Genomic DNA, 25,241 nt, shown 5'->3' with positions numbered 1-25,241 from the left:
GAGGTGGTCTCATAGCGTGTCCTGCTCAGAAGGGGGGTGATTTTTGATCAGCCACTGATTCACGCTCCAGAGGAGGAATTCTACAAAGCCAGATAAATTTTCAGACTCCAGCACCTTCACGATTATGTCTTCCATGGACTGTTTCATGCTACGGGCCAGCACATCCAGCAGTCGCCACCGATATCAACAACCTTGGGAGTGCCCTACGTGCCCTCGGCAACCTTGAAGGAGCGAAGAAGGCATTCGAGCGAGCACTCGAAATAGAAGAGAAAGTTTACGGGCCCGATCATCCGAATGTGATACTAATCAGAGAAAACCTGCAATCCGTACATACAAAAATCTCCCCACCTTCGCGCCCTTCATCTCCTCAATGAAGAAGATCCTGTACCTCATAATCACGATCATCACGATGGTCCGTCCCAGGACGAACTCGGCCCACCCTCTCATCCTCAAATCACCGAACTCTCTGATCCAAATGGTTCCTGGCTACGTACGCACCCCCTGCCAACGATCAAAACCAGAACAGAATAAAAACCCTTCAACAAAAAAAGAAACCCCTCACTCAGGCGACTCATCCACCTCCAGGAAGGTCAGGACCACCCGCCCGTACTCCTCAGGCGCATAGGCCGATCCCACATGCGGGATGCCCTTGAACCGCACCAGCCACGATCCCTCGATCTCTCCGGCCATCTGTACGGCGATCGAATCGGGAGTGATGACGTCGTCGGTTCCGACAAGGAGCATCACGTCATTGGTGATACCGGAGAGACCATCATAGGTACCCTCCCAGGCAAGAATCGCCCCCGCCTCTTTTCGTACTCCTTCGGGCAGGGAAGGATCGCCGGCGCTCTCTATTACCAGGGTATACAGCGTCGCCGTCTCGTTCGGTCCAACGATGTAACTGGGGGAGGAGAGGACGAGTTTTCTGACCGTCTCCGGGTGGTCGACGACCAACTGCTGCGAGACCGACGACCCCATCGAGACGCCGTAGATGTGCATGCTCTCGTGCCCAAGCGCATCCACGAGCCCTGCCGCGTCGTCGGAGAGTTGCGGGAGCGTATAGGGAGCGTCGCCCTCGCCGCTGTGTCCCATCGCCCGGTGGTCGTACATATAGACATGGTACTCTTCTGCAAGCATCCCGACGAAGGTCTCGTTCCAGTCCTCCATCACCTCGCCAAACCCGGTGATCAGCAGCAGGGGGTCGCCCTCGCCGAACTCACGGTATGCCAGACTGACCCCGTTCACCTCTGCATACTGGACTGGTGTCTCATTGATGGAGACCGCCGGGGCGGACGGCAAGGGGGTCGCTGTCGGTGTCGTTGCAGTTTCGTTGTCGACCGTCCCTGTGCATCCTGCGGTCACAAGCACGCAGAGGCAGAGAGACGCCATCAACCATGAGCGCCATTGTGTTCTCATCGACTTCATCCTCCAGAATACTGGTATGATCCTATCTGAACAATGCAGCAAAAAATGGTTTTATAACCCCGAGGCCACCCCAGAACATTCCTATCCCCACCCCTCGCCGAAGATGGAGACAGATGGTGGGGTGTCGTAGCCCTCACAAGCGGATAGCAGGGGAAACACCCCGCCTCGCTGAGGAGGGGTCGGGGGGTGCACCCCCCGGCGAGAGATTACTGGGAAAGATTCGACGATTGGGGCGGGCCGTCGGATCATCACGCCTTCCCGCACCTTTACGCCGGGGGCGCGTGCCGCCCGCACCCCAGGGAAGAAGATTGGTCAGGAAGGATCATGAAGAAGGATCTGCCATCCCCCGCCTATCTTCGCGTGGGGGACCAGGGGGCGGCCGGTATTCAGGAAGTACGACCAATTCAGGGGGGTCCACAGACCAGGAGCCCATCAGGATCTGACCCCCCAGAATCCGCCCGCAATCCTCTTTCCTTTCCTGCCCCTCTTGCAGCCGTACCGGGCGGCCACGGGGGTTTCCCATTACTTGCAGTAATTCAAGGGTCTGGAGGGCCTTGTGTGGCCCGTTTTCCTCGCTGCGTTGGATGTAATAACAGCTCAATGGCCTGATCGGGAACAAAGCCCAGATTGACCCCGAATTGTGGGCCCCATCTGTGAAACAGGGGCCAATTTGGCCGTATTCGTAGCCGAATCGTACTCGCTGGGCGGGCCAGACCCCCCATAATCCCCCCGTAATCCTCTCTCCTATTTCCACTTTCCACAGGCGTACCGGGCGACCACAACGAACTACATTACCCCAGGTAATTCAGGGGCTCTAAGGGGCGTGTGTGACCCGGTTTTCTCACTGCGTTGGATGAAATAAGGCTACTATGGGCAAATCTGGAACGAAGCCCAGGACAGGCCCTGATCAGATCCTCAGCCCGTGAAATGGGGACTGATTCAGTCGTATTCGAGGGCGAGTCGTACCCCCCCTCTCCTTCACCCCTTTGCCGTCTCCTTCGCCCCCTCCAGTTCCTCCACCAGAATATGATAGGCCGTGATCGCGAGCACCACAAGGACCGGTCCCAGGATGAACCCGACCAACCCCATCACTACCAGGCCGCCGAAGAACCCGATCCACATGATCACCGGGTGGATCCTCGCCCGCCGCCCCATCATGAGCGGACGGAAATAGATGTCAGGGAGGGCGCATACGAGCGGGTAGCCGACGAAAGCGGCAAGGGCCGCCCCCCTGAGATCGCCCTGCGAGAGGGCGAAGGCCCCCACGATGAGCATGATCACCGAAGGCCCGATGATCGGGATGAGCTGGAAGATCCCGGCCATCACCGCAAAGAAGATGACATGATCATAGCCAAGCACCCAGAAGAAGGGGATGGCCAGGAAGAAAGTGATCACCGACGTCGCCACATGCACGATATAGATCGCATAGAGGGTGTCGACCGAGGCCCTGGTCATCCGCTCCACCGCCGCCCGCAGGCGGGACGGGAGCGCGGCCGTCAGTTCGGCGGCGACCGCGGCGCCGCGGTAGATGAACATGTACAGGGCCAGGAAGAAGACGATGAAGTCCAGGACCAGGGTCGGAACCTGTGCGGCGAATGTCGTGGCAGCATCTGTGAGTGAAGCGGTCCACTCGTTAAACCAGGCGGCTGCCTCGCTCTCCGGGCCCACACTGGCCACGGGGTCGACACCTGCCGCGCCGATCCAGCCCGTGATCCCCTGCACGATCTCAGCGAGGAAATCGGCGTTCTGCGCGAGAACCGCCGCCGTAAACCCGACCGCGCCGGTCAGCGCCAGGAAGACGATGACCGTCACGGCCAGGGCCGCCACCCCCTCCGGGATCCCCCACCTGACCAGGCGACGCTGGAGAGGCAGCACGACCACCGCCAGGGAGAGGGCCAGCACGACCACCCAGAGAAGGTCCCAGAATGCGACCGTCGCCGTGAGGAAGACGGCAAAGACCAGGACCAATGTCAATCGGTCAGGGGGGGAGAGGTGGTACGTCATAGAGATGTACATGTGAGTGCGCCTCACGTGGTATAAACCCTCCCTGATCATACCCTGACAAAAAAATGCCATGATATCAATTTTATTATAGGATGGCAGGCAAATACCTCGTTCATCCTGAAATAAATAGAGAACAGACCAATTAACGGAAATTCAAAAGATTTATCCATTGGTCCAAGTTAATTACGTTTAATAAACCGTACCCGGAGACCTGAAATGCTCGCTGACTATGAACAAGTACTGATCGCTGCCGTCCTCTGCTGGCTCCTCTTTGTCACCATCGACGTCCTCTTTAGACTGCCTGAGAAGGGAGGAGTGAGCGGGGCGGCCGCGATCGGGAAGAAGATCGAGGCCGACGGTGGCGCCCTCCACGGCGGCTACATGATGGGCAACATCGTATCCTCGCCCGACGCCTCTGCCGGTACCCTGCTGGCCGCATGTGGGATCTATGTCGCCGGGCTGCCTGGAGGGCTTGCTGCGGCGGTCCTGGTCTATATCGGGAACCGTATCTGCCATGACCCAGGATATGCCGGGACGACCGGCGCGGTGCTTGCCAGCTTCATCTTTACCGGCCTTGTCGGGGCCGGCTTTTCTGCTGAAAACTTTATCGCCGGGATGGTCATTGCAATCCTTACCATCCAGGGCCTCTCGCACCGGTATGCGAGCAGGCTCCTCGGGCGCGTCTGGGGGTGGCGGAGTTGATCGCCCTGTACATCTGCGGGGTGGTCGCCCTCTTTGCGGCCGCCAGGACACTCATCGAACCCGACCCCTATAGAAAGCTCCCGTACCTCAATGTGCTCAACTTCGCGATTGCCGGACTCATTGTCCTGGTCCTCCAGCACCCGCTCTCTCTCGTCGCGGCTGCCGCCTACTTTGTCGGCTCGACTCTGGAGGCCAACGCCATCGCCTCGGCCCGCGCGGGGGTGACCCGCGATGACTGAGTTCCTGATCATCGTGCTGGCGGCGATCGTGCTTGCCGGGGCGATCGCCACCGCCTGGGTGCGCGACCCCTTCTCCAAACTCATCGCCCTTGGGGTGATGATCGGCGGGATCGTCCCCTTTATCGTGGCACGGGGATACCTCGACGTCGCCATCGCCGTGAGTCTCATCGCCCCGATCGCGACTATCTTTGTCCTGCTCATCGCAGGGAGGAGGGAGTTCTATGACGCCTGAGTTCTATCTCGGCCTCGCCGTACTCGTCATCGGAACCCTTGCCGCCGCAAAGCCGCGGCCGCACACCTATCTCTCCCGGATGATCAGCCTGGAGATCCCGGCCTGGGGTCTGCTCCTCATCATGCTCGCCTACGACGAGACCCTGGCCCTCCTCACCTTCATCGCGGTGACGGCCATCTCCACCTTCGTGCTGGTGCGGGTGATCGAGCGGAGGGGTGAACCATGAGGATCTACGAACTCGTGCACCGGATCTCCGAAGTGCTCTCGGACTACGAACAACTGGTCAGCGTCTTTGCGGCCATCGTCGTGCTCGTCGCGGTCGTCGGGATCTTTACTCTGCCTGAACTTGCCTATCACGACGACCAGCTCTACCCAAAGACCATCGACCGCACCAGCCCCCTCGACCCCTACGACCGTGGCGGCGAACCCTTCGGGAACGCCACCGTCGTGGCGCAGTACCCTGAGAACTCGCCGTACCTCGGCTACGTCACCGCCTACCTCACGCCCCTGACACGGGCCCTGGCGGCGCTCACCCTCTACACCGGGACGACGATCGTCTCCCATCCGGGCGGGATCATCGACGAGATCCTGTACAACACCAGGGGCCTGGATACCGTCGTCGAGACGACCATCCTCTTTGTGGCCTTTGCGATCGCCAGTTATGTCTTCAGGAGGGGACGAAATTGATGAACGAATATACTCTCGGACTCGCCGTCGCCTTCACCGGGATCGCCGTTGCTTTCCTGGCACTGGCACGGGAGAGAGACGACCTCCACCGCCTCCTCCTCACCGACCTTGCCGAGATCCTGGCCCTTGCGGTCATCGCCCTCGTCGGCACCGACCTTGCCGAGGCCCTTATCCTCCCCGGCCTGGTGGTCGGGATCTCGGAACTGATGGCCCTCTCCGAGATCTATCTCAAGAAAGAGCAGCTCTATGACGAACCATCTGAACGGGTGCACTTCGAAGTGATGGACACCGCCCCAGGGATCCTCGCGGCCGTCCTCGTCGTCTACGGCCTCGTCCTTTCAGGGTTCTCCGGCGGGGTCGTCGCAGGCCTTGGCGTCGTCTTCTGGTTCCTCTGCAAAGGCCACCAGGAACAGTTCGAGCTCCTGGAGACGGTCAGCGGATATGCCTGGGCGGCATGGATCGGGGCCTTCCTGGTCTTCATGTTCCTGCCGCAGTACTGGTTCTTCGCCGTCATGGCCGCAGGGTCTGCGGTCCTCGTGAAGGTGATGACCAAGATGTCCCTCCTCGGGACGATGCGAGGTGGTCAGGATGCCTGAGTTCACCGGCGGCGCCATCGGCGGCGACCTTCTTGCGACCGTCCCCTTCGGGGACATCGTCAACTACATCACGCCCCTGACGGCGACCCTCTTTGCAGTGGCCCTGATCTTCACGGTCTTTGCCCTCATCTCCAGGCCGGAGAAACAGCTTGACATCGTCTTCGGCACCGACGCCTTCTATACAAAGGAAGTGAGCCCGGACGAACTCAAGTTCAGGCGGTTCATGGCCGTCGCCTGCGGGATCGCCACCATGGGCGCGATGATGAGCGGCGACATCTTCAACTTCACCCTCTTCGTCTCCCTCATCGGGATCACGATCATCGGGATCGTTGCGGCAGTGAAGAACCAGCACGTCCTCAACGCCGCCTTCCAGTACGGGATCGTCGCCATGACCGCCACGGTCCCGCTCTTTGCCGGGGCGGCGATCACCCTGGCGACGACCGGCACCCTTTCGATCTGGGAACTCTCCGCAGGGGCGGGCATGCCGCTCATCGCCAAACTCCTCCTCCTCCTCGGCGTGATGGGCGAAGGGATCGCCCCCTTCTACGCCGCAAAGACCGAACTGTTCAGGGCGCCGGGTGCGCCCTACGTGATCCTCATCCACGTCTCGTCCCTGCTGATGTTCCTGCGGGTGGTCGAGATCCTCCTGGCGGTGTGATGCATATGAAAAAAGAGACATACGGACTGGTTGCCGCGGTCTCGACTCTCCTCTGGGTCGGAGCCGGCTTTGTCGGCCTGCTGGGCCTCGTGCCCGACTGGGCCGCAGCAGCCCTCACCATCGTTGCCTTCCCGGTCTCTGCAGTTACCACCATGCTCTGGTGGATGGCCGGGAAGGGCGAAGGGGACATTCCATTCATGGGGTACTAGAGATGATCGGCTATCTGATACTTGCAATCTTCATCGGGCTGCTGTATATGGGCATCCACCGGAAGGTGATCGCCAGGATCCAGGGACGCCCGGGCCCGCCGATCTGGCAGGAACTCCTCCACACCCTGAAGTTCTCCTTCAAGCGGACCTGGGTGCCGAAGACCGCAAGCCCCGCGATCTTTATCGGGATCGTCATGGTGGCCATCGGGATCTGGACCACGGCCCTCTGGGTCGTCATCTCAGGCGGGAGCCTTTTGATCATCTTTGGGCTCTATATCTGCTACAAGATGGTCGAGCACGGGGTCGGGCTCTCGCCGGGGTCGCCCTACGCCAAGTTCGGCGGGGTGCGCTCGGTCATCTCGGCGGCCTCCGAGATCCCGCTCCTCCTCTCGGTGGGAGTGCTTTACTTCTTCACCGGGTCACTGATGATCAGGGACATCGCCGCCTTCCAGGTCGAACACGGCTCCCTGCTTGTCACCGCGGCCCCGGCGGCCCTGGCACTGTACGTCGTCATCCTCTCGAAGATGCACTACAGTCCCTTCTCTATTGTGGAGAGCAAAGAGATCGTCAGCGGCTACAAGACCGAGCACTTCGGGGTCTGGCGGGCAGGACTGGAGGCCGCAGACGGGATCAAGACCTTTGTCCTGCTGTACCTCTTCGTGCTCCTCTTCGTGGGGCCGCTCCCGCTCCTGTTGATGCTCCTGGCGATGCTCGTGCTCATGCTCACCCTCTCGTTCGTCTGCGCCCTCACCCCGATGCTCGCGCCCTTCGACTCGGTCACGGTACAGACCGGACTCATCGTGGTGGTGCTTGCATGGACGGCGCTCCTGGTGGTGGTATTATGATACGTGAACTCATCGCAGGCGGTGCGGCGGTCTACCTTGTCATCGCCCTGGTCGAGGGCCTCCTTACGGGATCGGTCCTCCTCCAGGCCAGCGGAGTCGCCGCCCTCCTCGTTCTCCTCGGGGCCCTCCTCTTCGGGAGAGAGGAACCCCTGCACCGGGCCGAACAGGCCCTGCTCTGGTGCATGGTCCTTGCGATCGCAGGCTATGCCCTTGCCCGGATCGGAGGTGTGTTCTGAGATGGTGGATATCATCTATGAGAAAGACCTGCGTCCGATGAAATATCATGTTCTGACCGGCCTACGCCAGGACCAGGCCGTGCGGGCGATCGCACGATGGTTCAATGTCCGTGTCCAGCCGATGCGCAAGTTCCTCATCGAGAGGCTGGACATGTCAGATATGGAAAATATGCCGGCCCGCTGGGAGGTCGCCGAGGCGGCGCCAGAGACCGACCCGCTTGAGGCCGCGCTCGGTGCCCGCCGGTTTACCAGGAACATCCCGCTCTTCACCGAGGAGGAGATGGCCCGCGCCCTTGAGGCGGCGCGGGCGGCAGGAGACGAAGGTGCCGGGAAAACACTGCTCAAGGAAGTGATCATAGGATGAGCGTCCTCCAGAAAATGAAAAACGCCGTGCGCTCCCGTTCGATCCACGTCTCGTACGTGGACACGGGTTCGTGTAACGGCTGCGACATCGAGGTGCTCGCGTGCCTCTCCCCCAGGTACGACCTGGAGCAGTACGGGATCTATGTCCACAACAACCCCAGGGAGGCCGACGTCCTCCTGGTGATCGGGTGCTGCACCCCACAATGGGAAGACAAACTCAGGTCGATCTGGGAGAAGATCCCCGAGCCCAAGGTGGCGATCGCCATCGGCAACTGCCCGGTCTCGGGTTGCGTCTTCAACCGTGACGGCGGCTACGTCAACCCGCCGGCAGAGAAACACATTCCGATCGCGGCCACCGTGCCGGGATGCCCACCGCGGCCGACCGAGATCATCAGGGCGATCCTCTCACTTGCGCCGCAGGTCTTCGAGGACTACGAGGAGAAGAAAGAATGAAAAAGACCGTCGACGTTGCAATGCCGATCGGGCCGGTCCACCCCTGCTGGAAGGAACCGGTCAGGATCAAGTGTGAGACCAAGGGCGAGAAGGTGCTCGGTGCCGAGGTCGAGATGGGATACATGAAGAAGGGGATCGAGCGGATCATGCAGGGCCGCCCCTGGCAGGAAGTGATGTTCCTGGCCGAGCGGGTCTGCGGGATCTGTTCGATCGTCCACAACATGGTCTTTACCGAGACGATGGAGGAGATCTCAGGGATCGTCCCGCCAGAACGGGCGGCGTTCCTCAGAGTCGTGGCCAACGAACTCGACCGGATGCAGAGCCATCTCATCGCCAACTTCTCGTACTGCTACACCATTGAGCACGAGACCCTGGCGATGTACCTCCTCAACGAGCGCGAGACGGTGATGGACATGATCGAACTTCTTACCGGCAACCGCGTGAACACCGCCTACATGATCCCGGGCGGGGTGCGCTATGACCTGCGCGAGGAAGACGCCGAGACGATGAGGAACAACCTCGACCGTCTCGAGAAGAACCTCAGGCGCTACACGAAGATGTTCGACGGCGGCCCCCTCATCGCCCTGCGGAGCCGCGGGATCGGGGTGCTCACGAAAGAAGAGGCCCTCGAAGCCCATGCCGTCGGCCCGACAGGACGGGCAAGCGGGATCCCCGCAGACTGCCGGAGCAACCACCCGACGTACCAGAAGCTCGGGTTTGAGCCGATTGTCAGGACTGAAGGGGACAACTACGCCCGGATCATGGTCAGGTTCGACGAACTCATGCAGAGCATCGGGCTGATCAGGCGTGCCCTGGCGATGATGCCGGAGGGCCCGGTGCGTGGCGGCGGCGAGTGCAAGGGCGGCGAGGCGCGCTACTCTGGCGAGGCCCCGCGGGGAGAACTCACCTACTTTATCAGGACCGACCGCTACGGCCGGGTGGAAGAGATCGCCATCCAGACGCCGTCCATTATGAACATCGATGCATGTGCCCACTATATGCTCACAGAGGTCAACTCGCTCGCCGACGTGACCTCGACATTTATCAGTTCGGACCCGTGCATCGCCTGCAATGAGAGGTAGAGAGAGGATGAGTGCTTCGGTCATCTGGTATCTGAGAGAATTTCTGCGTGGCGAGTGGGTGAAGAAGTTCTTCTTCGCAAAGACCGCCCCGCTCGTCGATCCCCCCTACTTCAGGGGCTACCCGACGCTTACCGGGAAAGAATGTACCCATTGCCTCTCCTGCATGATGATCTGCCCGACACCGGGTGCGATCGAGGTGGTGAAAGAGGGCGAAGGATGGACCCCGAAGATCTACGAGGGCCACTGCATCAGGTGCGGCCTCTGCGTCGAGGCCTGCCCTGAAGATGTCCTGGATTCCGGGCGGGTGCTTGCCACCCAGCACCGCGACCACACCGCGATCTCGGTGAGGTATCAGGTGACGGTGAATCCTGAGGCCTGTGTGCGGTGCGGCAACTGCGTCGTCGCCTGCCCGGTGAACAAGGAGGCCGACCCGCAACTCGGGTCGACCGGGACGTCGGCAAACGATGAGGTGATCATGAAGATCCGCAACGGTAACCTCTGGGTGATCCATGACGAGAAGTGCACCGGGTGCAAGACCTGCGAGGAGGTCTGCCCGACCGACGCCATCGCGATCGCACGGGTCGCCGAAGGGACGCAGGAGGGGAGGAGATGAAGGCCCTCTTCAATACCGGGCGCACTTCGGCACAGGGCCAGGGACTGGAGGCGAAGGCGCGGCCTGAATATATGGAGGCGACCTCGGTCTGTATGATGAACCCGGTGGACCTGATGGACCTCGACCTGGAGGAAGGGGAGCGGGTGCATGTCCGCGGCCCCGCAGGCGAGGTGGTCCTCACCACCGTCCTGAACGAAGGGGTTCCACGTGGAACGGTCTATGTCCCGATGGGGCCGTATGCCAACGCCGTCATCGATGCGGGCACCCATGCCACCGGGATGCCTGACTACAAGTCCTGCATGGTCGACCTCGAAGCGACCGACGACGAGGTGAAAACCCCTGCCGACCTGATGGAAGCGGTCGGCGGGGTCGCCTACAGGGGGGACGAAGAATGATCCACGAAGATATGATCTGCCCGTTCTGCGGGTGTCTCTGCGACGACCTGGTCATCGAGACCGAGGGGACCGAGGTGGTGCGGGTGGACAATGCCTGCACCCTCGGGAGCCACAAACTGATGAATGCCGGGACGCACCGGCTCAAGAGTCCGATCATGCGGGAGGGCGGAGCGTGGCGCGACGCCAGGTACGAAGAGGCGATCGAGTACGCCGCCGGGATCCTCCTGGACGCCGACCGTCCCCTGCTGTACGGGTGGTCGAGCACCCAGGGGGAGGCGCAGGGGACCGGGGTCTCGATGGCCGAACTCCTCGGCGGGGTGATCGACTCGACCACCTCGGTCTGTCACGGCCCTTCCATCCTGGCCATCCAGGAGGTCGGCCATCCAGGCTGTACCCTGGGCCAGGTGAAGAACAGGGCCGACCTCATCGTCTACTGGGGGTGCAACCCGACTGAGGCCCATCCGCGGCACATGAGCAGGTACACCACCTATGCCGACGGCTACTTCCTGGAGAACGCCTTCAGGGACAGGAAACTCATCCTTGTCGATGTCAGGAAGACCGAGACGGCGAGCATCGCCGACGAGTTCGTGCAGGTGAAGCCTGGCGGCGACTATGCCGTCCTCTCGGCGCTGCGGGCGATTGTGCGGGGACGCGAGGACGTCGTCCCGCCGACGGTGGCCGGGGTGACCAAGGAGCAACTCCTCAGGGTCGCCGCCCTCTGCAAGGAGGCCAAGTTCGGCGCCCTCTTCTTCGGCGTCGGGCTTACGATGTCGCCTGGCAAGTACAAGAATGTCAGGAACGCCATCGAACTGGTCGACGAACTGAGCCGCCACACCAAGTTCACGCTGACCCCCCTGCGTGGGCACTACAATGTCTATGGTTCCAACGAAGTCTTCACCTGGATGACCGGCTACCCGTACGCCGTCGACTTCTCCAGGCAGATCGCCTTCTACAACCCTGGCGAGACGACGGCGGTGGACCTCATGGCCAGGAAGGAGTGCGACGCCGCGCTCATCGTGGCAAGTGATCCTGGAGCCCATTTCCCGAAGAAGTGCCTCGAACACCTGGCCTCCATCCCGTCGGTGCTCATCGACCCGATGCACACCATGACCACCCCGCTTGTCAGGTGCCAGATCCCGACGGCGGTCACCGGAATGGACGCCCCGGGCACGGCCTACCGGATGGACGGGGTGCCGATCCATGTGAAGAAATTCATGGACCTGGGCTACCCGACCGACACCGAGATCATCGGTTCCATATTCGAGAAAGTCAAGGAGGTGAGACATCCATGAGCGAGTTACTGGTCAAAAACGCCTATGTCATCGACCCAATCAACCATATCGACGGCGAGGTGATGGACATCGCCGTGAAAGACGGGTATATCGTCGAGGACGTCGGCCCGAAGGCAGAGGTGATCGACGCCGGGGGCTGCCTCACCCTGCCCGGCGGGGTCGACTCCCACACCCATGTCTGCGGGACCAAGGTGAACTTCGGGCGCTATATGAGCCCTGAAGACATGCGGGCCGGACGTGAGGTGCGCCGCGGCGTGAAGCACGCCACGTCCGGCTACTCGGTCCCGACGACGTACGCCAACTCGTACCGCTACGCCCTCATGGGCTATACCACCCTTCTCGAAGGGGCGATGGCGCCCCTCGAGGCCCGTCACACCCATGAGGAGTTTTCGGCCACGCCTCTCCAGGACATGATGGCCAACACGCTCTTCGACGGAAACTGGGGCGTGATGAAGGCGGTGGCCGAGGGCGACATCGAGCGGGTGGCCGCGATCGTCGGGTGGACGCTCTCGGCGGTGAAGGGGTTCGGGATCAAACTGACCAACCCTGGCGGGACCGAGGCATGGGGCTATGGCAAGGATCTCAGGTGCATCAAGGACGAGGTCCCGCACTTCGGGGTGTCCCCGGCCGAGATCATCGAGGCGATGATCAGGGCCTGCGAGATGCTCAGGCTCCCTCACTCGGTCCATCTTCATTGCAACAACCTGGGCACGCCAGGCAACTATGCCTGCACGATCGGGACCTTCAACCTGGTTCCTGACCTTAACAAAACGCGGCAGAGCCTGTACGCCACGCACGTCCAGTTCCATAGTTACGGCGGGTCTGACTGGAAGACCTTCTGCTCGAAGGCCGAGCCGGTGGCCTACACCGTGAACAACCTCCCCCAGATCGTCATCGACATGGGGCAGGTGATGTTTGGCAAGACCACCACGATGACCGCGGACGGCCCGATGGAGTTCAACCTCTACCGTCTCCACCACAACAAGTGGTCCAACCATGACGTGGAACTGGAGACCGGGTCAGGGATCATCCCGGTGCTGTACAGGAAGAAGAACCTGGTCAACTCGATCATGTGGTCGATCGGGCTTGAACTTGCTCTGCTCGTGAAGGATCCATGGCGGTGTCTGCTCACGACCGACAACCCGAATGGGGCGCCGTTCGTGAAGTACCCCGAGATCATCGCCCTCCTGATGAGCAAGAAGTACAGGGACGCCGAGTTTGCGACGGTGAACCGCAGGACCGAGTCCAGGGTTATCCTCCCGTCCCTTGAGCGCGAGATGGACTGGAACGAGATCGCGGTGATGACGCGGGCCGGACAGGCAAAAGCCCTCGGGATCACCGGGATCGGGAAGGGTCACCTGGGCATAGGGGCCGAGGCCGACATCGCCGTCTACCCGCTGAAGGTCGGCGAGATCGATCCGGCGCAGGAGTACCAGAAGATCATCGACGGGTTCTCAAAGACCAGGTGGACTGTCAAGCGGGGCCGCCCGGTGGCGCGGGACGGCGAGATCCTGGTCCATGGCGAGAACACGACCATCTGGGTCGACCCCAAGATCAGCCCTGCGCATGATATGAGCCGTGACCCTGAGTTCACCGAGATGTTCAACCACTGGTATTCGGTGCGGATGAGCAACTATCCGGTCCAGGACGAGTATCTCAAACGGAACCTGCGGATGGAGACGGAGGCGACGATATGATGCGGATCGTGCTGACGATGAAGCCGCGCACAAACCCACATGTCCCCATCGAGGCCGAGAAGATCAACCCGGCCTTCCTGATGTGGGGGACCGACGACCTCACGGTCTGGGAGGGGAACAAGGAGCGCCGTCTCGACGAGGTCTTTGAGGTCGAGGTGGAGGGGAAGGCCACCTCGGTCAACGAGGTCGAAGTGGTGCTCCGCGGCGATACCTCAAGGGTGAAGCGGGTCGGTGAGTATATGGACGGCGGGAAGATCACCGTCGAGGGGGACGTCGGGATGCACTGCGGGAACTTCATGGCCGCGGGTACCATCGAGGTGATGGGAGATGCCGGCGGCTGGTTCGCGCGAGAAATGCGGGGCGGCACGATCACCTGTCATGGCAACGTGGGTCATTACTGTGCCGCAGGCTACCGGGGCGAGAAGAAAGGGATGAGAGGCGGGAAGGTGGAGGTCTTCGGGAATGCCGGAGACTTCACGGCCGAGCATCTCTTCGGCGGCGAGGTGGTCGTCCACGGGAACTGCGGCGATATGCCTGGTGTCGATATGCAGGGGGGGTATCTCACCATCCATGGCAACTGTGCACGTCCCTGTGGGAACATGACCAAAGGGAAGTGCACGGTGCTGGGGTGTGTCTCAGGGATGATCCCGACGTTCAAGACAGAGGGCGAGGTCGAAGGGCCGGACGGTCTCCCACTCACTCATTTCACCGGGGACGTGGCCAACCGAGGAAAAGGAAATCTTTTGGTCAGGCACTATCAATATCTGGACTGATGATACGGCACGAATGCGGGTATGAGGCGCCGGTCTTCTGCCGGCGCTGCGGCCGCCCCCTTGCATATTCTGAACGTCGTGGAGTATATTGTCCAAACTGCGGCAGACAGGTGACGATGATCTGCCCGAGGTGCGGGAAGCGCTGGTGAAGGTGGAGGGTCGTCGGTCAGGAGAGGTCTGATGTGGGCGTGATGGATTCGATTTCTCTCTTGAAGAGCCAATTTTTAGCTCTGTAGAATCTGGCATGAGGCGAGAACACGCCTCAAGCATACGGGATGAAATTTTATATCAGAGTTGAATCAATTTTTGACTCTCCTCCTTGAGTCCCGGGAGTGAATCGAAGTCGAGCGTCGTGCCGCCCCTCGGCTATCTTCGTCGTGGGGGTCCGGGGGGTGCAACCCCCCGGCGCGAGATGGCAGGGAGATCTCCACGATTCGGGGCGGCCGATTCATCAGAAGAATCCTCTATCCTCTGCGTATTAACTTCAACGGGATATGGAGAATTAAAACTCCAATGCAAACCTGAAGAGAGGATCTTCTTGATCAGTTTCATGGTAACTTCTCTGGAGGTTTCTCTCTGGCAGACGGGCGTGCCGCCCCCCGGACCCCCGGCGCCACGATAGGTCGTGGACGGCAGCACCCTCTTTATGATCGAGGTCATCCCAAAACTCTCCGGCCCTCCTCCTCACCGATTGAGAGCGATGGATGACAATGAAGAGATCCCAGCTTTTTTTATCGCGCACCCATGTATTCGTCGCCTTCCACATCACCCACGCCGGGGGCTCTGCCCCCGGACCCCCGGGATGGCGATGAGGATGGGAAGATAGAGTTAAGTTCATGGAGACGGGACGCAATCCTCCGCCAATCTTCATCGGCGGGGGGCCCGGGGGGTCTGGGGTAGCGCCCCTGGCCAAAGATGTAGGAAGGTGGAGGAGTCGCGCTCACACCAAGAATTGACATGGGTTTCTCCAGAGCCGATCTTCTCGCATGCCGAGGTGCCGTCCAGAACAATGTTCATCCAGAGATATTCCTGAACTCTCAGAGGCTTAGATATCCCCTTGAACTAGGGCGCTTCCTTCCTGAAATTTAGAACCCTATTCTTCACCTGGTGGCGTGCCGCCCCCTAACTCTCGCTGATGAAGATGAAGCGGAGTTTTCCCAGTATGCGTGACCTCCATCTTCATCTCTGACTCTCCAGAGTCGGCACCGCGAAAAACCGTGTCGTCCTAACAAGTGTGGTGCGCCGAAAGGATAGCCTCCTGGAACAGGCACGAAAAACCGTGACGAACAAGACTCATGCGGCATGCCTGAGGCGTGCCATGTGCCTCATGAATGATTCAGGAAGATGCTCGGACCTTTGACACTCTCAGTCGATCCGGCTCCTGACCCAGCGGGCATATTCTGAGCGGATTTTTTTCTTCTCTGCATCGTCGAGATCTTCCCTGCAGGTTTCTTCGAGATAGTCCTGGAGCTGGCAGACGACCCTCTCCGCATCCTGGTGGTCGATGACTTCGAGATACACAGGTGCGCGCGTGGCGTCGATCACCTCGCCGCAGACATGACAGAGTTTCCAGTGCTGGTACGGATCGACATAGGTAAAGGTGAGGCACCCCGGACAGCGGATGACGCGGTACATCATCCGGAAATGGGGGTTGCTTGGTGAAAAAGATTCCTCTCTGTATCGATAAAAAGAAGAAGGGGCGTGCAGTGCCCCGGTCACCAGCGCCAGCCGCGACCGCGGCCGCCGCCAAACCCACGGCCGCACCCGCGTGGGAGTCCGCCGCGCCCGAGGCCGTAATAGGCGGCACTCTGTGGAGGCTGTGCGGGCTGTGCTGGAGCTGTGTTTTCAGTGGTCTCTGCAACGGGTGCGGGAGCGACCGGTCTGCACCGACCGCGCCCCCATCCGGTCATTGGCCCTCGTCCCAGAGGGCCGGTACCATCCATTCCTGGCATACAATTAGTACTCATATGCGCATTAATAGATAAAAGATGAGGATCAGGCAAATGTTCCCGAGTCCCAAAAAAAGAGATTACGCCGGCCCTTTCACCAGTGCCAGTGCCAGCGCCCTTCCTGCTTCCCGGTCTCGGTCCTGATGACGACTTCCATCGTGGCCGGGACTGCCGCTCTCTCGGCAGTCTCACCGGTGCCTTTCTTCACCGGGGGTCCAAACTTCCGCTGGGCAAGTTCCTCTTTCCCAAGTTTTCCGATGCTATACCATGTCATCTCGACACCTCCACGGACCTCCCTCCACGGACGCCCGCTCACTCTCCCCCATCACGGCACACCTATATCAAACCCATGGCTGTGTAGAAATTCTCCCCTCTTTGAGGTGCACGCGTGACTCGACTGTCTTCTCCTATACTCGCGCCGGGGGCGCTACCCCCGAACCCCAAGATGCAAGATAGAACTGGGAAAGCAGAATGGGTGACTGTGACAAGAGCGATGCCGTCCTTGATCTATCATGTGGCAGGGGGTCAGGGGGGCGGCACGCCCCCAGTCAGAGATTCATCAAGAGGATTTACCATGAAAATGACCCTGACGATGACATCTCGGGGTTTTTATGAGAATTTGAACCAGCCGATCTCGTTGAAGATGATATGCAGATGAGAAGGACTGCTTCAGCATGATCGGCGTTCTGCCTTCCAGCCCCATCGCCATCCCGAGGGTCCGGGGGCGCCGCGCCCGCGGCGTGAAGGTGTGGGATGGCGTGATAATCAGATGTGCCGCCCTCAATCGTCAAATCTTCACCGCCGTCTCGCGCCGGAGGGCCTTGCCCACCCGACCCCCCCACGACAAAGATAGGTGGGGGCGGCCATGTGATGATGTTCCCGCGTGGTGTCGTGCTCTGAAGGAGGAACACTGATCAGTGCACGATCCAAAGACCCATGATCATTTTTATCTCGTATGCCTGACCCCCAGGATTATGTCGGATTCTACAGAGCCCCAATGGCTCACCTTCCCACGTGGTCGCGCCGGAAATTCTGCCCCCAGACTCCAGGATGAAGATTGGGCCGAGAACGCAGCATCGAAAGTCCAGGAGAAGATTATGTCGTCCCTTGCCTCTCTTCGCGCGGGGGACAGGGTGGAACGGCCACCTCCCTGCCAGAGAACATCATCAAGCCGCGATATCACTGTATGAAGATCGTGGGCCTGTTCTATCGTGTGAATTTCCCATGATAGCGGCGTTCAGGTCTTGTATGGGCTTGCCGTCCTTCCGGCCATGTCGAAGACTTCTTTGTAGAAATCCTCACTCATTCCTGGAATGACCGTGACTCACTCACCTTCCCCCATCGAGCGTGCCGGGAGCTCTGCCCCTAAACCCCAGAGATGACGATTGTGTCGGGAAGGTACAATCGATGAACGTTCCCCTTCTCGCCTCTGTTGCATGGGGAAGGATCATTTTGTAGAGACCTTCGCCTCTTCATGGGGGATTTGTGCATCGCCCCCAGGCGGTGAGGATCACAGGACCTCCCTACAAAGCAAAGGATCAAAGATCGGTCCTCTCACGTCCCTGAGAACAGTGAAATGAGACATTCATCTGGTATGCCTGGGCCAGGGCTCATGCCCAGTCGATGTCTAAGGGCTCGCATGTATTCATGAACCACAGGCGCCCCGACCGATGGCTATTAGTCTGGAGGAGTATGATAAAGATATTCTATGCATATCGAGGTAATCCCGGTCAAAGGCCTCCCACTCATTCATCAGGGGGATGACCTCGCAGAGATGATCTGCCGGCAGGTCGCCCTCGAGGACGGCGACATCCTCTGTCTCGCCTCCTCGGTCTACTCCAAGGCGCACGGCCACACCAGACTGCTCGACGAGATCGTCCCCTCGGGCGACGCAGAACGGATCGCTCAGAAGACTCATGAAGACCCCAGGTTTATCCAGGCCGTCCTCGACGACACCACCGACGTCATCCTGGAAGAGCCCTTCATCCTTTCTGAGACAGTCACCGGTCATATCGGCGTGCGGGCCGGACTCGACCACTCCAATGTCGAGGACGGCATGATCGTCCGCCTCCCCCCCGACCCGATGCAGGCCGCATCAGGGCTATGTGACGCCCTCAAGGCGGCCTCCGGGAAAGAGGTCAGGGTGATCATCACCGATACCTGCGGGCGCTCATTCAGGCGGGGCCAGGCGGGCGTCGCTATCGGGTGGAGCGGAATGACGGCGATCCGCGACTTCAGGGGTGACCACGACCTCTTCGGCCACACCCTCGAGATCACCGAAGAAGCAGTAGTCGACGAGGTCGCCGGTTTCTCGAACTTCGTGATGGGCGAGAGCAACAACGGCATCCCGGTCGTGGTCTTCAGGAACTGCCCTGGGTGGACCGGGCACGACGACCTCCACTTCAGAAAAGACGAAGACCTCATCAGGCAGGCACTCGACAAGAACTGATCCTTTTGGTTCTGTAGAGCGGGGGGCGTGCCGCCTCCCGTTCTCCCCTCTACACGATGGGTCGAAGGCTGCAACGCATCCTTTATAGTCATCGATTCTGTTTTCAAAGCGCAATCGTGATCTTGGGGGTCCGGGGGGCACTCGTTCCCGGCCGAAGAGAAGGGAAGGTGATTCAGTCAGTCTATCAAGAACTGGCAGGAGTTTCTACAGGGCCACTCCTTTCAACTTTTATCTGTTCAAATGTCGGGTGCGAGTGGTCAGGCCCTCTCTCCCATGTTGGTGCCCTCGTCACGACAATTGGAGTGTCTTACCTGGTTCACCCCTCTGGCGTCCCCGTGCCTGTCGTCGCGCAGGAGAGTCAGGGGCGCGCCGAGCCCACGGTGGAGGGCATGAATACACTTAGAACATATCCCAAAACTCTCTTGGGGTGAACATCTCCTCGAACCTAAGTGCATCCTTCCAGAAATTCTAATCTTTCTCATCCCCTGGGGGGCGTGTCGCCCCCCGCACCCCCCGCCGATGAAGATTGACGGGAGATCGCAGCCTCTCTTCGTGGCTTCTCGCTGCCTTCCCGTCCCTATCGTCATTTATGGGGCCAAGGGCGGAGCGCCCGGATCGAAGGCGAGAAAAGGCGATCTGGTGCATGGAAGCATGACGAAAAATAAGAACCTCTCCATCATCATCCCGCGCTCTTTTCTGTAAGGATACAGTCAGAGAGTTCTGGGATAGGATTTGTAGAAACTTTCATTGATCTGTCAGAGTACCCTTCTGATCACGAATCTTTCCACCTTGATCACGCCGGGGGTTGCACCCCCTTTTTCATATTCGTCTATTCAGCCTTCCCGGCCCAATCTTGCTCCTGGGGGTCAGGGGGGCACTTGCCCCCGGCTATGTGATGGGAAGACGGTCCTGTCGCGCCCACACCAAGAACTGGTGAGGGTTTCATATAGAGCCCTGATCTCCGTACCGCTCACTCGGCCTTACCGTCGCATCAAGCGCAAAACAGGGACCGCAAGAGCCCTGTGAAGGGATAGGATACAGGGAAAACAAGGGTCCGCAGTTCGGTCGACGGCCCTCCGGCGATCTGCCCCGCCCACATCCGACTGAATAAAAAAAGTATCAGTAGAAGAGGTCCAACAGAAGAATAAAGACGCCCACCGCTGTAGCGATTGCGAGCACATACATCGGGTTGATATGGAACGCCCGCCGGCTCTCGCTGTCATAATAGTTCACAAGCCCCGCAGACGAGACAAGCCGTCCGCCACTTTTCTTCGCCATGATGAAAGGTTTACATTCAATATATATAAATACGGTGTCAATGGATGGGTATGCCCGAAGAGGTATATGAGGGGACCATCCTTCTCGGGGAGGGCCTTGACGCAGTGGACGGGAGACTCGTCGTCGAAGACGGGGTGGTGACCGGGATCGAAGAGGGACAGGTCTCTACAGACCACTGGATCTGCCCGGCCTTCTTCAATGCCCACACCCATCTCGGCGATACCGTCGCAATGGACTGCGCCACCTTCGGCAACCTCTCCGACCTGGTCACGCCACCTGACGGTCTCAAACACCGTATCCTCAGGGCGACCCCGCGTGACCGACTCGTTGCCGGTATGCAGGCCAGCCTTGACGTGATGGCCGCCACCGGCACCGCCGGGTTTGCCGACTTCAGGGAAGGAGGGCCAGACGGAGTGCTCGCCCTCAGAGAAGCCCTCGAAGGTTCGCCCCTCCACCCGTTCATCCTCGGGCGCGACGGAGGGGAGGGGCCAGGCGACGGCGTCGGGATCAGCAGCGTCAGGGACGTCGCCGACGCCGACGATCAGGTGGCACGGGCACGGGCCGCCGGCAAGGCCGTCGCCTTCCATGCCGGCGAGAAGGATCCAGACGACATCGACGAGGCCCTCGCCTATGACCCAGACCTCCTCGTCCACTGTACCCACGCCACCGACCGACACCTGCGGGCCATCGCCGACGCCGGCATCCCCATCGCCGTCTGCGTCCGTTCCAACTGGACCCTTGGGGTGACCACCGGTGCCGGTCACCCGCCCCTGAAAAAAATGCTTGAATTTGGGTGTAGCCCTCTCCTTGGCACCGACAACGTTATGTTCGTCCAGCCCGATATGCTCAGTGAGATGGCCTTTGTTGAGACCGTCACCCGGCTCCCTCCACCTGAGATCATGCGCGCCGCCGTGAAGGGCGCAGAACTGACCGGCCGGTCATATTTCATAGAAGAGGGAAAAAAAGCCCATTTCACCATAATTAATACATCTCGATCAAATCTCAGATTCAGTACAGACCCGGTCGCGTCCATCGTCAAACGGACAGGACGGAACGACCTCCTCGAAACTGTTATAAACACACAAACCGAGTGATCTTGCAAATTTTGATTTTTGGAGGTGCAGGTATGTTCCACACAATTGTCGTCGCTGTCGACGGCTCAGAGATAAGCATGAAGGCCCTTGAGACCGCCATGCACGAAGCAGAGGTCTGGGACGCAGACCTCCACCTGGTCTACGTCGTTGAGACCAGCATGTTCTCCTCTATCCCGATGGACAACACCTGGGAGATCATCTACTCTCTCCTGGAGACCGAAGGGAAAGAAGTCTTTGAAAAGGCCAGAACGCGCGCTGAACAGGAAGAACTCTCCGTTGAGACCCACCTCAGGGACGGTCACGCGGGAAGTGAAATCCTTGCCCTGGCTGACGAGGTCGGGGCCGACCTGATCATCATTGGTTCTCGCGGCAAAAGCAACATCGACCGCCTTCTCCTCGGTAGCGTCTCCGAGCACGTGGTCAGGAACAGCAGCTGCACGACCATGGTGGTGAGATAATTCCTGCAACAACAGTAGACATGTACGTCAGAGACTACATGACCAAAGACGTCGTCTCGGTTGAGATCCCCAGCAACCGCGACGACATTCTCAAGATCCTCAAGCGGACCGGGATCAGCGGCGTGCCGGTCACCGAGAAGGGCAAGATCGTCGGGGTCGTGACCAGAAAAGATCTCCTCCGCAAATCGGAAGAGACCCAGGTCGCCCTCCTGATGGCTCCAAACCCGGTCACGATCCACCCGGACGCCACCCTCACCGAGGCGGCCACCTTGATGACCAAACATCACTTCCGCAGACTGCCGGTCGTCGAAGAGAACGGTGCGCTCGTTGGGCTCCTCTCAGTCGCAGATCTCGTGGCGGCGATCGCTCAACTCAGGATCAAAGATGAGATCTCGTCCCACTTCACCAGCAACACCTTTGCCCTGTGGGAAGAGACCCCGCTCCCCCTCGTCGGTCGGATCATGGAGATCTCAGATGTCGAGGCGGTACCGATCATGGACGACAAGGGGCGGGTCGCCGGGATCATCGCGGAACGCGACCTCATCAGGAGTTCTCACATCGAGGACTCGGTCGAGGTCTCCGACTTCTCGAACGGGACCGACGACGACGAGTGGACCTGGGAGAGCATCAGGGACATGCACGTGATCAGCTATGGTGTCTCCAAGGTTCTGCTCCCAGACCGTCCTGTGAGTGCGGCGATGATCCAGAACGTCATCACCGTCCCGAAAAACGCCGGCGTGAGTGAATGCGCCCTTCTTATGAAGCGTTCGCGCCTCGACCAACTCCCGGTGGTCAACGGCGACAAAAAACTCATTGCAATGCTCTTTGACCGTGAGCTTATCAAGGTGCTCTGTGCCGGGCCTGAAGGGGCCCCAGATCAATAACCTTTAAATTTCTTGGTATCACTTATAACTGATAACGCTTTTCCAACTTTTAGCGTGTAGTTTTTGGGGGTATCCGAATGCCTGAAATTAATCAGGAAATACTCAAAGGGACCACAACTGTAGGTTTAGTATTTAAAGAGGGCATCGTTCTCGCCACTGAACGGCGTGCGACGATGGGCACCCTTATTGCAAGCAAGAAAGCAAAGAAGGTCTACCAGATTGCAGATCGCATCGGGATGACCACGGCAGGAGGCGTCGGCGACGCACAGTCGCTTGCCAGGCTGATGCAGGTGGAGTGCAACCTCTACAAGGTTCGCCACAGCAAACCGATCTCGGTCGGGGCAGCCGCAACGCTTCTCTCCAACTATCTTCAGCAGAACCGCTATTACCCGTATTATGTTCAGCTCCTTGTCGGCGGCGTCGACCGGAAGGGACCAAGTGTCTACTCGGTCGATGCGATGGGTGGAGCCTCACTGGAAGACGAGATCGTCGCCACCGGTTCAGGCTCACCCATGGCATACGGCGTCCTCGAAGACCGCTACCACCCTGAGATGGAAGAGGCCGAAGCGGCCGAACTTGCCACAAGGGCACTCAAGGCGGCGATGCGTCGCGACGCCGCGTCAGGGGAAGACATCAGTGTTGTTGTCATCACCAAGGAGAAATACGAGGAAAAAACCGTCGAGGCTACCAAGAAATATTCTGAACTGACTCAATAATTCTTTTTTCAGGACGATAGTAATGCTCATAGAGGACAGACTTAAAGAACTCAGGGACAAGATCAACGCCAAGGTCCCGGCCGGGATTACCATCTCCCAGGTCGAGTTTGAAGGCCCTGAGCTGGTCATCTACACCGACGAACCCAAGAAGTTCGCCGACCAGGAAGACCTGATCAAGGTGCTTGCCAGGGACCTGCGTAAGCGTATTGTTGTTCGACCCACCATTCTCGAAGATCCCGAGACTGCGGCCACCGAGATCAAGGGGGTCGTCCCTGAGAACGCAGGCATATCAGACATATTTTTCGATCCCGATACCGGTGAGGTGCTCATTGAGGCCGAGAAACCAGGAGTCGTCATCGGGAAGAACGGGGCAACCCTGCGTGAGATCACCAAGAAAACATGCTGGACTCCCAAGGTGGTACGGACCCCGCCGATCGAGAGTTCAACCGTAAAACAGGTCCGTCAATATCTTCGTTCTATTAAGGACGAACGTAAGGATTTCCTGCGCACGATCGGCCGGCGAATTCACCGGGACGTCATCGCCAGGGACCACTGGGTCAGGGCGACAACGCTCGGGTGCTGCCGGGAGGTCGGACGTGCGGCCTTCCTGCTCACAACCCCAGAGAGCAAGATCCTCATCGATTGTGGAGAAAAGCCGGGGAGTGCCACGAGCACGCCGTACCTGTACGTGCCTGAGATCTCCCCGCTCTCCTCACTCGACGCGGTGGTGCTCACCCATGCCCATCTTGACCACTGTGCTCTTGTCCCGCTGCTTTTCAAGTACGGATACGACGGTCCTGTCTATTCGACACCCCCCACACGGGACCTCGCGGCACTCCTCCAACTCGACTACCTGGACGTGGTCAAGAAGGACGCCGGAAAACAGCCATACACCTCCAATGAGGTGAAAGAATATCTCAAGCACTCGATCACCCTCAACTATGGGTCGGTCACTGATATCGCGCCTGATATCAAACTCACCCTCCATAATGCGGGCCATATTCTGGGGTCGGCCATTGCCCACTTCCATATCGGCGACGGGCTCTACAACATCGCCTTTACCGGCGACTTCAACTACCAGAAGACCCGTCTTTTCTCACCGGCGGTCTCGAGTTTCCCCCGTCTCGAAGCGATGTTTATGGAGAGCACCTATGGTGGGTCGAGGGCTCTCCAGCCACCACGCGACGAGGCCGAGAAGAAACTCTACGAGGTCGTGAACCAGACGATCGAGCGGGGCGGGAAGGTGATCATCCCGGCATTCGCGGTCGGGCGGTCGCAGGAGGTCATGCTCGCCCTCGAGGAGGGGATGCGCAAGAACAAGATCCCCAATGTCAAGGTCTACCTGGACGGGATGATCAAGGAGGCGACGGCCATCCACACCACCTACCCGGAGTATCTCAACAACGACCTGCGCAACCAGATCTTCAGGGACGGGCTCAACCCCTTCCTGGCCGAGTGTTTTGTTCAGGTCGACTCTTCTGAGCTGCGGGAGAAGGTCATCGGCGGCGACCCTTGCGTCATCATCACCACGAGCGGTATGCTCAGTGGTGGACCGGTGATGGAGTATCTCTATTCCCTGGCGCCTGACGAGAGGAACACCCTGATCTTTGTCGGCTACCAGGCCGACGGGACCTTTGGCCGCAGGCTCCAGAAGGGATGGCGCGAGATCCCGATGGGCAACCGCGAGACGCTGGTCGTCAAACTGGATATTGAGACGGTCGACGGGTTCTCAGGTCACTCTGACCGCAAACAGTTGATGAACTTTGTCCATCATCTCCAGCCAAGGCCAGAGAAGATCTTCACCATCCACGGCGACGAGGGGAACACCATCGACCTGGCCAGTTCGATCTATAAGCGCTACCGGATCGAGACTCGTTCGCCGATGAACCTCGAAACCTATCGTATGGTATAA

Annotated in this window: 32 protein-coding genes; 25 read left to right on the top strand and 7 right to left on the bottom strand. The window is 59.6% G+C overall.

Annotated features, from left to right (window positions below; all coding sequences use genetic code 11):
* Nucleotides 1-306: 306 nt before the first annotated feature.
* The 3 genes from J2129_RS05505 to J2129_RS05495 all read right to left on the bottom strand — a co-directional run bounded on the left by J2129_RS05505 (nt 307) and on the right by J2129_RS05495 (nt 3,441).
* Entirely contained in the window at nt 307-447 is a 141-nt protein-coding gene (locus tag J2129_RS05505) for a hypothetical protein (RefSeq protein ID WP_209629917.1), read from the bottom strand.
* 111 nt (nt 448-558) lie between these two features.
* Entirely contained in the window at nt 559-1,389 is an 831-nt protein-coding gene (locus J2129_RS05500) for an alpha/beta hydrolase (RefSeq protein ID WP_245320638.1), read from the bottom strand.
* 1,014 nt (nt 1,390-2,403) lie between these two features.
* Nucleotides 2,404-3,441 (bottom strand): AI-2E family transporter, encoded by a 1,038-nt coding sequence (locus J2129_RS05495; RefSeq protein WP_209629915.1) that lies wholly within the window; start codon nt 3,439-3,441, stop codon nt 2,404-2,406.
* A gap of 204 nt (nt 3,442-3,645) precedes the next feature.
* Here J2129_RS05495 and J2129_RS05490 point away from each other — a divergent pair, with 204 nt between their 5' ends.
* From J2129_RS05490 to J2129_RS05400, 19 genes are read left to right on the top strand one after another with little or no spacing between them, the layout of a single operon-like run.
* Nucleotides 3,646-4,131: a hypothetical protein gene (locus J2129_RS05490; RefSeq protein ID WP_209629914.1), complete on the top strand. Its 486-nt coding sequence runs from the start codon at nt 3,646-3,648 to the stop codon at nt 4,129-4,131.
* On the top strand, nt 4,119-4,370 hold the full coding sequence (locus tag J2129_RS05485) for a DUF2109 domain-containing protein (RefSeq protein WP_348632294.1): 252 nt from the start codon (nt 4,119-4,121) through the stop codon (nt 4,368-4,370). Before J2129_RS05490 ends, J2129_RS05485 begins: the two co-directional genes overlap by 13 nt.
* On the top strand, nt 4,363-4,602 hold the full coding sequence (locus tag J2129_RS05480) for a DUF2108 domain-containing protein (RefSeq protein ID WP_209629912.1): 240 nt from the start codon (nt 4,363-4,365) through the stop codon (nt 4,600-4,602). Before J2129_RS05485 ends, J2129_RS05480 begins: the two co-directional genes overlap by 8 nt.
* Nucleotides 4,592-4,828, top strand: coding sequence for a DUF2107 family protein (locus tag J2129_RS05475; RefSeq protein ID WP_209629911.1), 237 nt, complete (start codon nt 4,592-4,594; stop codon nt 4,826-4,828). Before J2129_RS05480 ends, J2129_RS05475 begins: the two co-directional genes overlap by 11 nt.
* Entirely contained in the window at nt 4,825-5,289 is a 465-nt protein-coding gene (locus J2129_RS05470) for a DUF2106 family protein (RefSeq protein WP_209629910.1), read from the top strand. The genes J2129_RS05475 and J2129_RS05470 overlap by 4 nt, the downstream gene beginning before the upstream one ends.
* Nucleotides 5,289-5,885, top strand: a complete 597-nt coding sequence (locus J2129_RS05465; protein ID WP_209629909.1) for a DUF2105 family protein — start codon at nt 5,289-5,291, stop codon at nt 5,883-5,885. The genes J2129_RS05470 and J2129_RS05465 overlap by 1 nt, the downstream gene beginning before the upstream one ends.
* Nucleotides 5,878-6,543 (top strand): hypothetical protein, encoded by a 666-nt coding sequence (locus J2129_RS05460; RefSeq protein WP_209629908.1) that lies wholly within the window; start codon nt 5,878-5,880, stop codon nt 6,541-6,543. The genes J2129_RS05465 and J2129_RS05460 overlap by 8 nt, the downstream gene beginning before the upstream one ends.
* A 5-nt stretch (nt 6,544-6,548) precedes the next feature.
* Nucleotides 6,549-6,752, top strand: a complete 204-nt coding sequence (locus J2129_RS05455; RefSeq protein ID WP_209629907.1) for a hypothetical protein — start codon at nt 6,549-6,551, stop codon at nt 6,750-6,752.
* 2 nt (nt 6,753-6,754) lie between these two features.
* Nucleotides 6,755-7,597: an NADH-quinone oxidoreductase subunit H gene (locus J2129_RS05450; protein WP_209629906.1), complete on the top strand. Its 843-nt coding sequence runs from the start codon at nt 6,755-6,757 to the stop codon at nt 7,595-7,597.
* Nucleotides 7,594-7,833: a hypothetical protein gene (locus J2129_RS05445; protein ID WP_209629905.1), complete on the top strand. Its 240-nt coding sequence runs from the start codon at nt 7,594-7,596 to the stop codon at nt 7,831-7,833. Before J2129_RS05450 ends, J2129_RS05445 begins: the two co-directional genes overlap by 4 nt.
* Nucleotide 7,834: 1 nt before the next feature.
* Complete coding sequence (locus J2129_RS05440) at nt 7,835-8,197, top strand: DUF1959 domain-containing protein (RefSeq protein WP_209629904.1); 363 nt, start codon at nt 7,835-7,837, stop codon at nt 8,195-8,197.
* Nucleotides 8,194-8,649, top strand: coding sequence for an NADH-quinone oxidoreductase subunit B family protein (locus J2129_RS05435; RefSeq protein WP_209629903.1), 456 nt, complete (start codon nt 8,194-8,196; stop codon nt 8,647-8,649). The genes J2129_RS05440 and J2129_RS05435 overlap by 4 nt, the downstream gene beginning before the upstream one ends.
* Nucleotides 8,646-9,731, top strand: a complete 1,086-nt coding sequence (locus J2129_RS05430; RefSeq protein ID WP_209629902.1) for a nickel-dependent hydrogenase large subunit — start codon at nt 8,646-8,648, stop codon at nt 9,729-9,731. Before J2129_RS05435 ends, J2129_RS05430 begins: the two co-directional genes overlap by 4 nt.
* A 7-nt stretch (nt 9,732-9,738) precedes the next feature.
* The gene (locus J2129_RS05425; RefSeq protein WP_209629901.1) at nt 9,739-10,344 is read left to right on the top strand and encodes a 4Fe-4S binding protein; all 606 of its coding nucleotides are present in this window, start codon (nt 9,739-9,741) and stop codon (nt 10,342-10,344) included.
* The gene (locus J2129_RS05420; RefSeq protein ID WP_209629900.1) at nt 10,341-10,739 is read left to right on the top strand and encodes a molybdopterin dinucleotide binding domain-containing protein; all 399 of its coding nucleotides are present in this window, start codon (nt 10,341-10,343) and stop codon (nt 10,737-10,739) included. The genes J2129_RS05425 and J2129_RS05420 overlap by 4 nt, the downstream gene beginning before the upstream one ends.
* Nucleotides 10,736-12,031 (top strand): formylmethanofuran dehydrogenase subunit B, encoded by a 1,296-nt coding sequence (locus J2129_RS05415; protein ID WP_209629899.1) that lies wholly within the window; start codon nt 10,736-10,738, stop codon nt 12,029-12,031. The genes J2129_RS05420 and J2129_RS05415 overlap by 4 nt, the downstream gene beginning before the upstream one ends.
* On the top strand, nt 12,028-13,728 hold the full coding sequence (locus J2129_RS05410) for a formylmethanofuran dehydrogenase subunit A (protein WP_209629898.1): 1,701 nt from the start codon (nt 12,028-12,030) through the stop codon (nt 13,726-13,728). Before J2129_RS05415 ends, J2129_RS05410 begins: the two co-directional genes overlap by 4 nt.
* Complete coding sequence (locus J2129_RS05405; RefSeq protein ID WP_348632293.1) at nt 13,725-14,501, top strand: formylmethanofuran dehydrogenase subunit C; 777 nt, start codon at nt 13,725-13,727, stop codon at nt 14,499-14,501. The genes J2129_RS05410 and J2129_RS05405 overlap by 4 nt, the downstream gene beginning before the upstream one ends.
* A complete protein-coding gene (locus J2129_RS05400) occupies nt 14,501-14,650 on the top strand; it encodes a DNA helicase PriA (RefSeq protein WP_209629897.1) in 150 nt (49 codons plus the stop codon). The genes J2129_RS05405 and J2129_RS05400 overlap by 1 nt, the downstream gene beginning before the upstream one ends.
* A 1,216-nt stretch (nt 14,651-15,866) precedes the next feature.
* Here the strand turns inward: J2129_RS05400 and J2129_RS05395 are convergent.
* From J2129_RS05395 to J2129_RS05385, 3 genes are all read right to left on the bottom strand, one after another.
* The gene (locus J2129_RS05395) at nt 15,867-16,139 is read right to left on the bottom strand and encodes a DUF1922 domain-containing protein (protein WP_348632292.1); all 273 of its coding nucleotides are present in this window, start codon (nt 16,137-16,139) and stop codon (nt 15,867-15,869) included.
* A 77-nt stretch (nt 16,140-16,216) separates the two neighbouring features.
* Nucleotides 16,217-16,444, bottom strand: coding sequence for a DUF5320 domain-containing protein (locus tag J2129_RS05390; RefSeq protein ID WP_281069818.1), 228 nt, complete (start codon nt 16,442-16,444; stop codon nt 16,217-16,219).
* A gap of 100 nt (nt 16,445-16,544) precedes the next feature.
* Nucleotides 16,545-16,724: a hypothetical protein gene (locus tag J2129_RS05385; RefSeq protein ID WP_209629895.1), complete on the bottom strand. Its 180-nt coding sequence runs from the start codon at nt 16,722-16,724 to the stop codon at nt 16,545-16,547.
* Nucleotides 16,725-18,158: 1,434 nt separating this feature from the next.
* Here J2129_RS05385 and J2129_RS05380 point away from each other — a divergent pair.
* The gene (locus tag J2129_RS05380) at nt 18,159-18,899 is read left to right on the top strand and encodes a coenzyme F420-0:L-glutamate ligase (RefSeq protein ID WP_209629894.1); all 741 of its coding nucleotides are present in this window, start codon (nt 18,159-18,161) and stop codon (nt 18,897-18,899) included.
* Nucleotides 18,900-20,018: 1,119 nt separating this feature from the next.
* On the opposite strand, the gene J2129_RS05375 is transcribed toward J2129_RS05380, so the two are convergent.
* Nucleotides 20,019-20,177 carry a preprotein translocase subunit Sec61beta gene (locus J2129_RS05375; RefSeq protein ID WP_209629893.1) on the bottom strand — a complete coding sequence of 53 codons (159 nt, stop codon included), beginning with the start codon at nt 20,175-20,177 and terminating at the stop codon, nt 20,019-20,021.
* Nucleotides 20,178-20,227: 50 nt separating this feature from the next.
* Here J2129_RS05375 and J2129_RS05370 point away from each other — a divergent pair, with 50 nt between their 5' ends.
* The 5 genes from J2129_RS05370 to J2129_RS05350 all read left to right on the top strand — a co-directional run bounded on the left by J2129_RS05370 (nt 20,228) and on the right by J2129_RS05350 (nt 25,241).
* Nucleotides 20,228-21,271, top strand: coding sequence for an amidohydrolase family protein (locus J2129_RS05370; RefSeq protein WP_209629892.1), 1,044 nt, complete (start codon nt 20,228-20,230; stop codon nt 21,269-21,271).
* A gap of 32 nt (nt 21,272-21,303) precedes the next feature.
* Nucleotides 21,304-21,729: a universal stress protein gene (locus J2129_RS05365; RefSeq protein WP_209629891.1), complete on the top strand. Its 426-nt coding sequence runs from the start codon at nt 21,304-21,306 to the stop codon at nt 21,727-21,729.
* A gap of 20 nt (nt 21,730-21,749) precedes the next feature.
* A complete protein-coding gene (locus J2129_RS05360) occupies nt 21,750-22,613 on the top strand; it encodes a CBS domain-containing protein (protein ID WP_209629890.1) in 864 nt (287 codons plus the stop codon).
* A 77-nt stretch (nt 22,614-22,690) separates the two neighbouring features.
* Nucleotides 22,691-23,329, top strand: coding sequence for an archaeal proteasome endopeptidase complex subunit beta (gene psmB / locus J2129_RS05355; RefSeq protein WP_209629889.1), 639 nt, complete (start codon nt 22,691-22,693; stop codon nt 23,327-23,329).
* Nucleotides 23,330-23,351: 22 nt separating this feature from the next.
* Nucleotides 23,352-25,241: a beta-CASP ribonuclease aCPSF1 gene (locus J2129_RS05350; RefSeq protein ID WP_209629888.1), complete on the top strand. Its 1,890-nt coding sequence runs from the start codon at nt 23,352-23,354 to the stop codon at nt 25,239-25,241.

This window comes from Methanofollis sp. W23 (genome assembly GCF_017875325.1).
GTDB lineage: Archaea > Halobacteriota > Methanomicrobia > Methanomicrobiales > Methanofollaceae > Methanofollis.
This window is presented reverse-complemented; position numbering and strand designations above follow the sequence as displayed.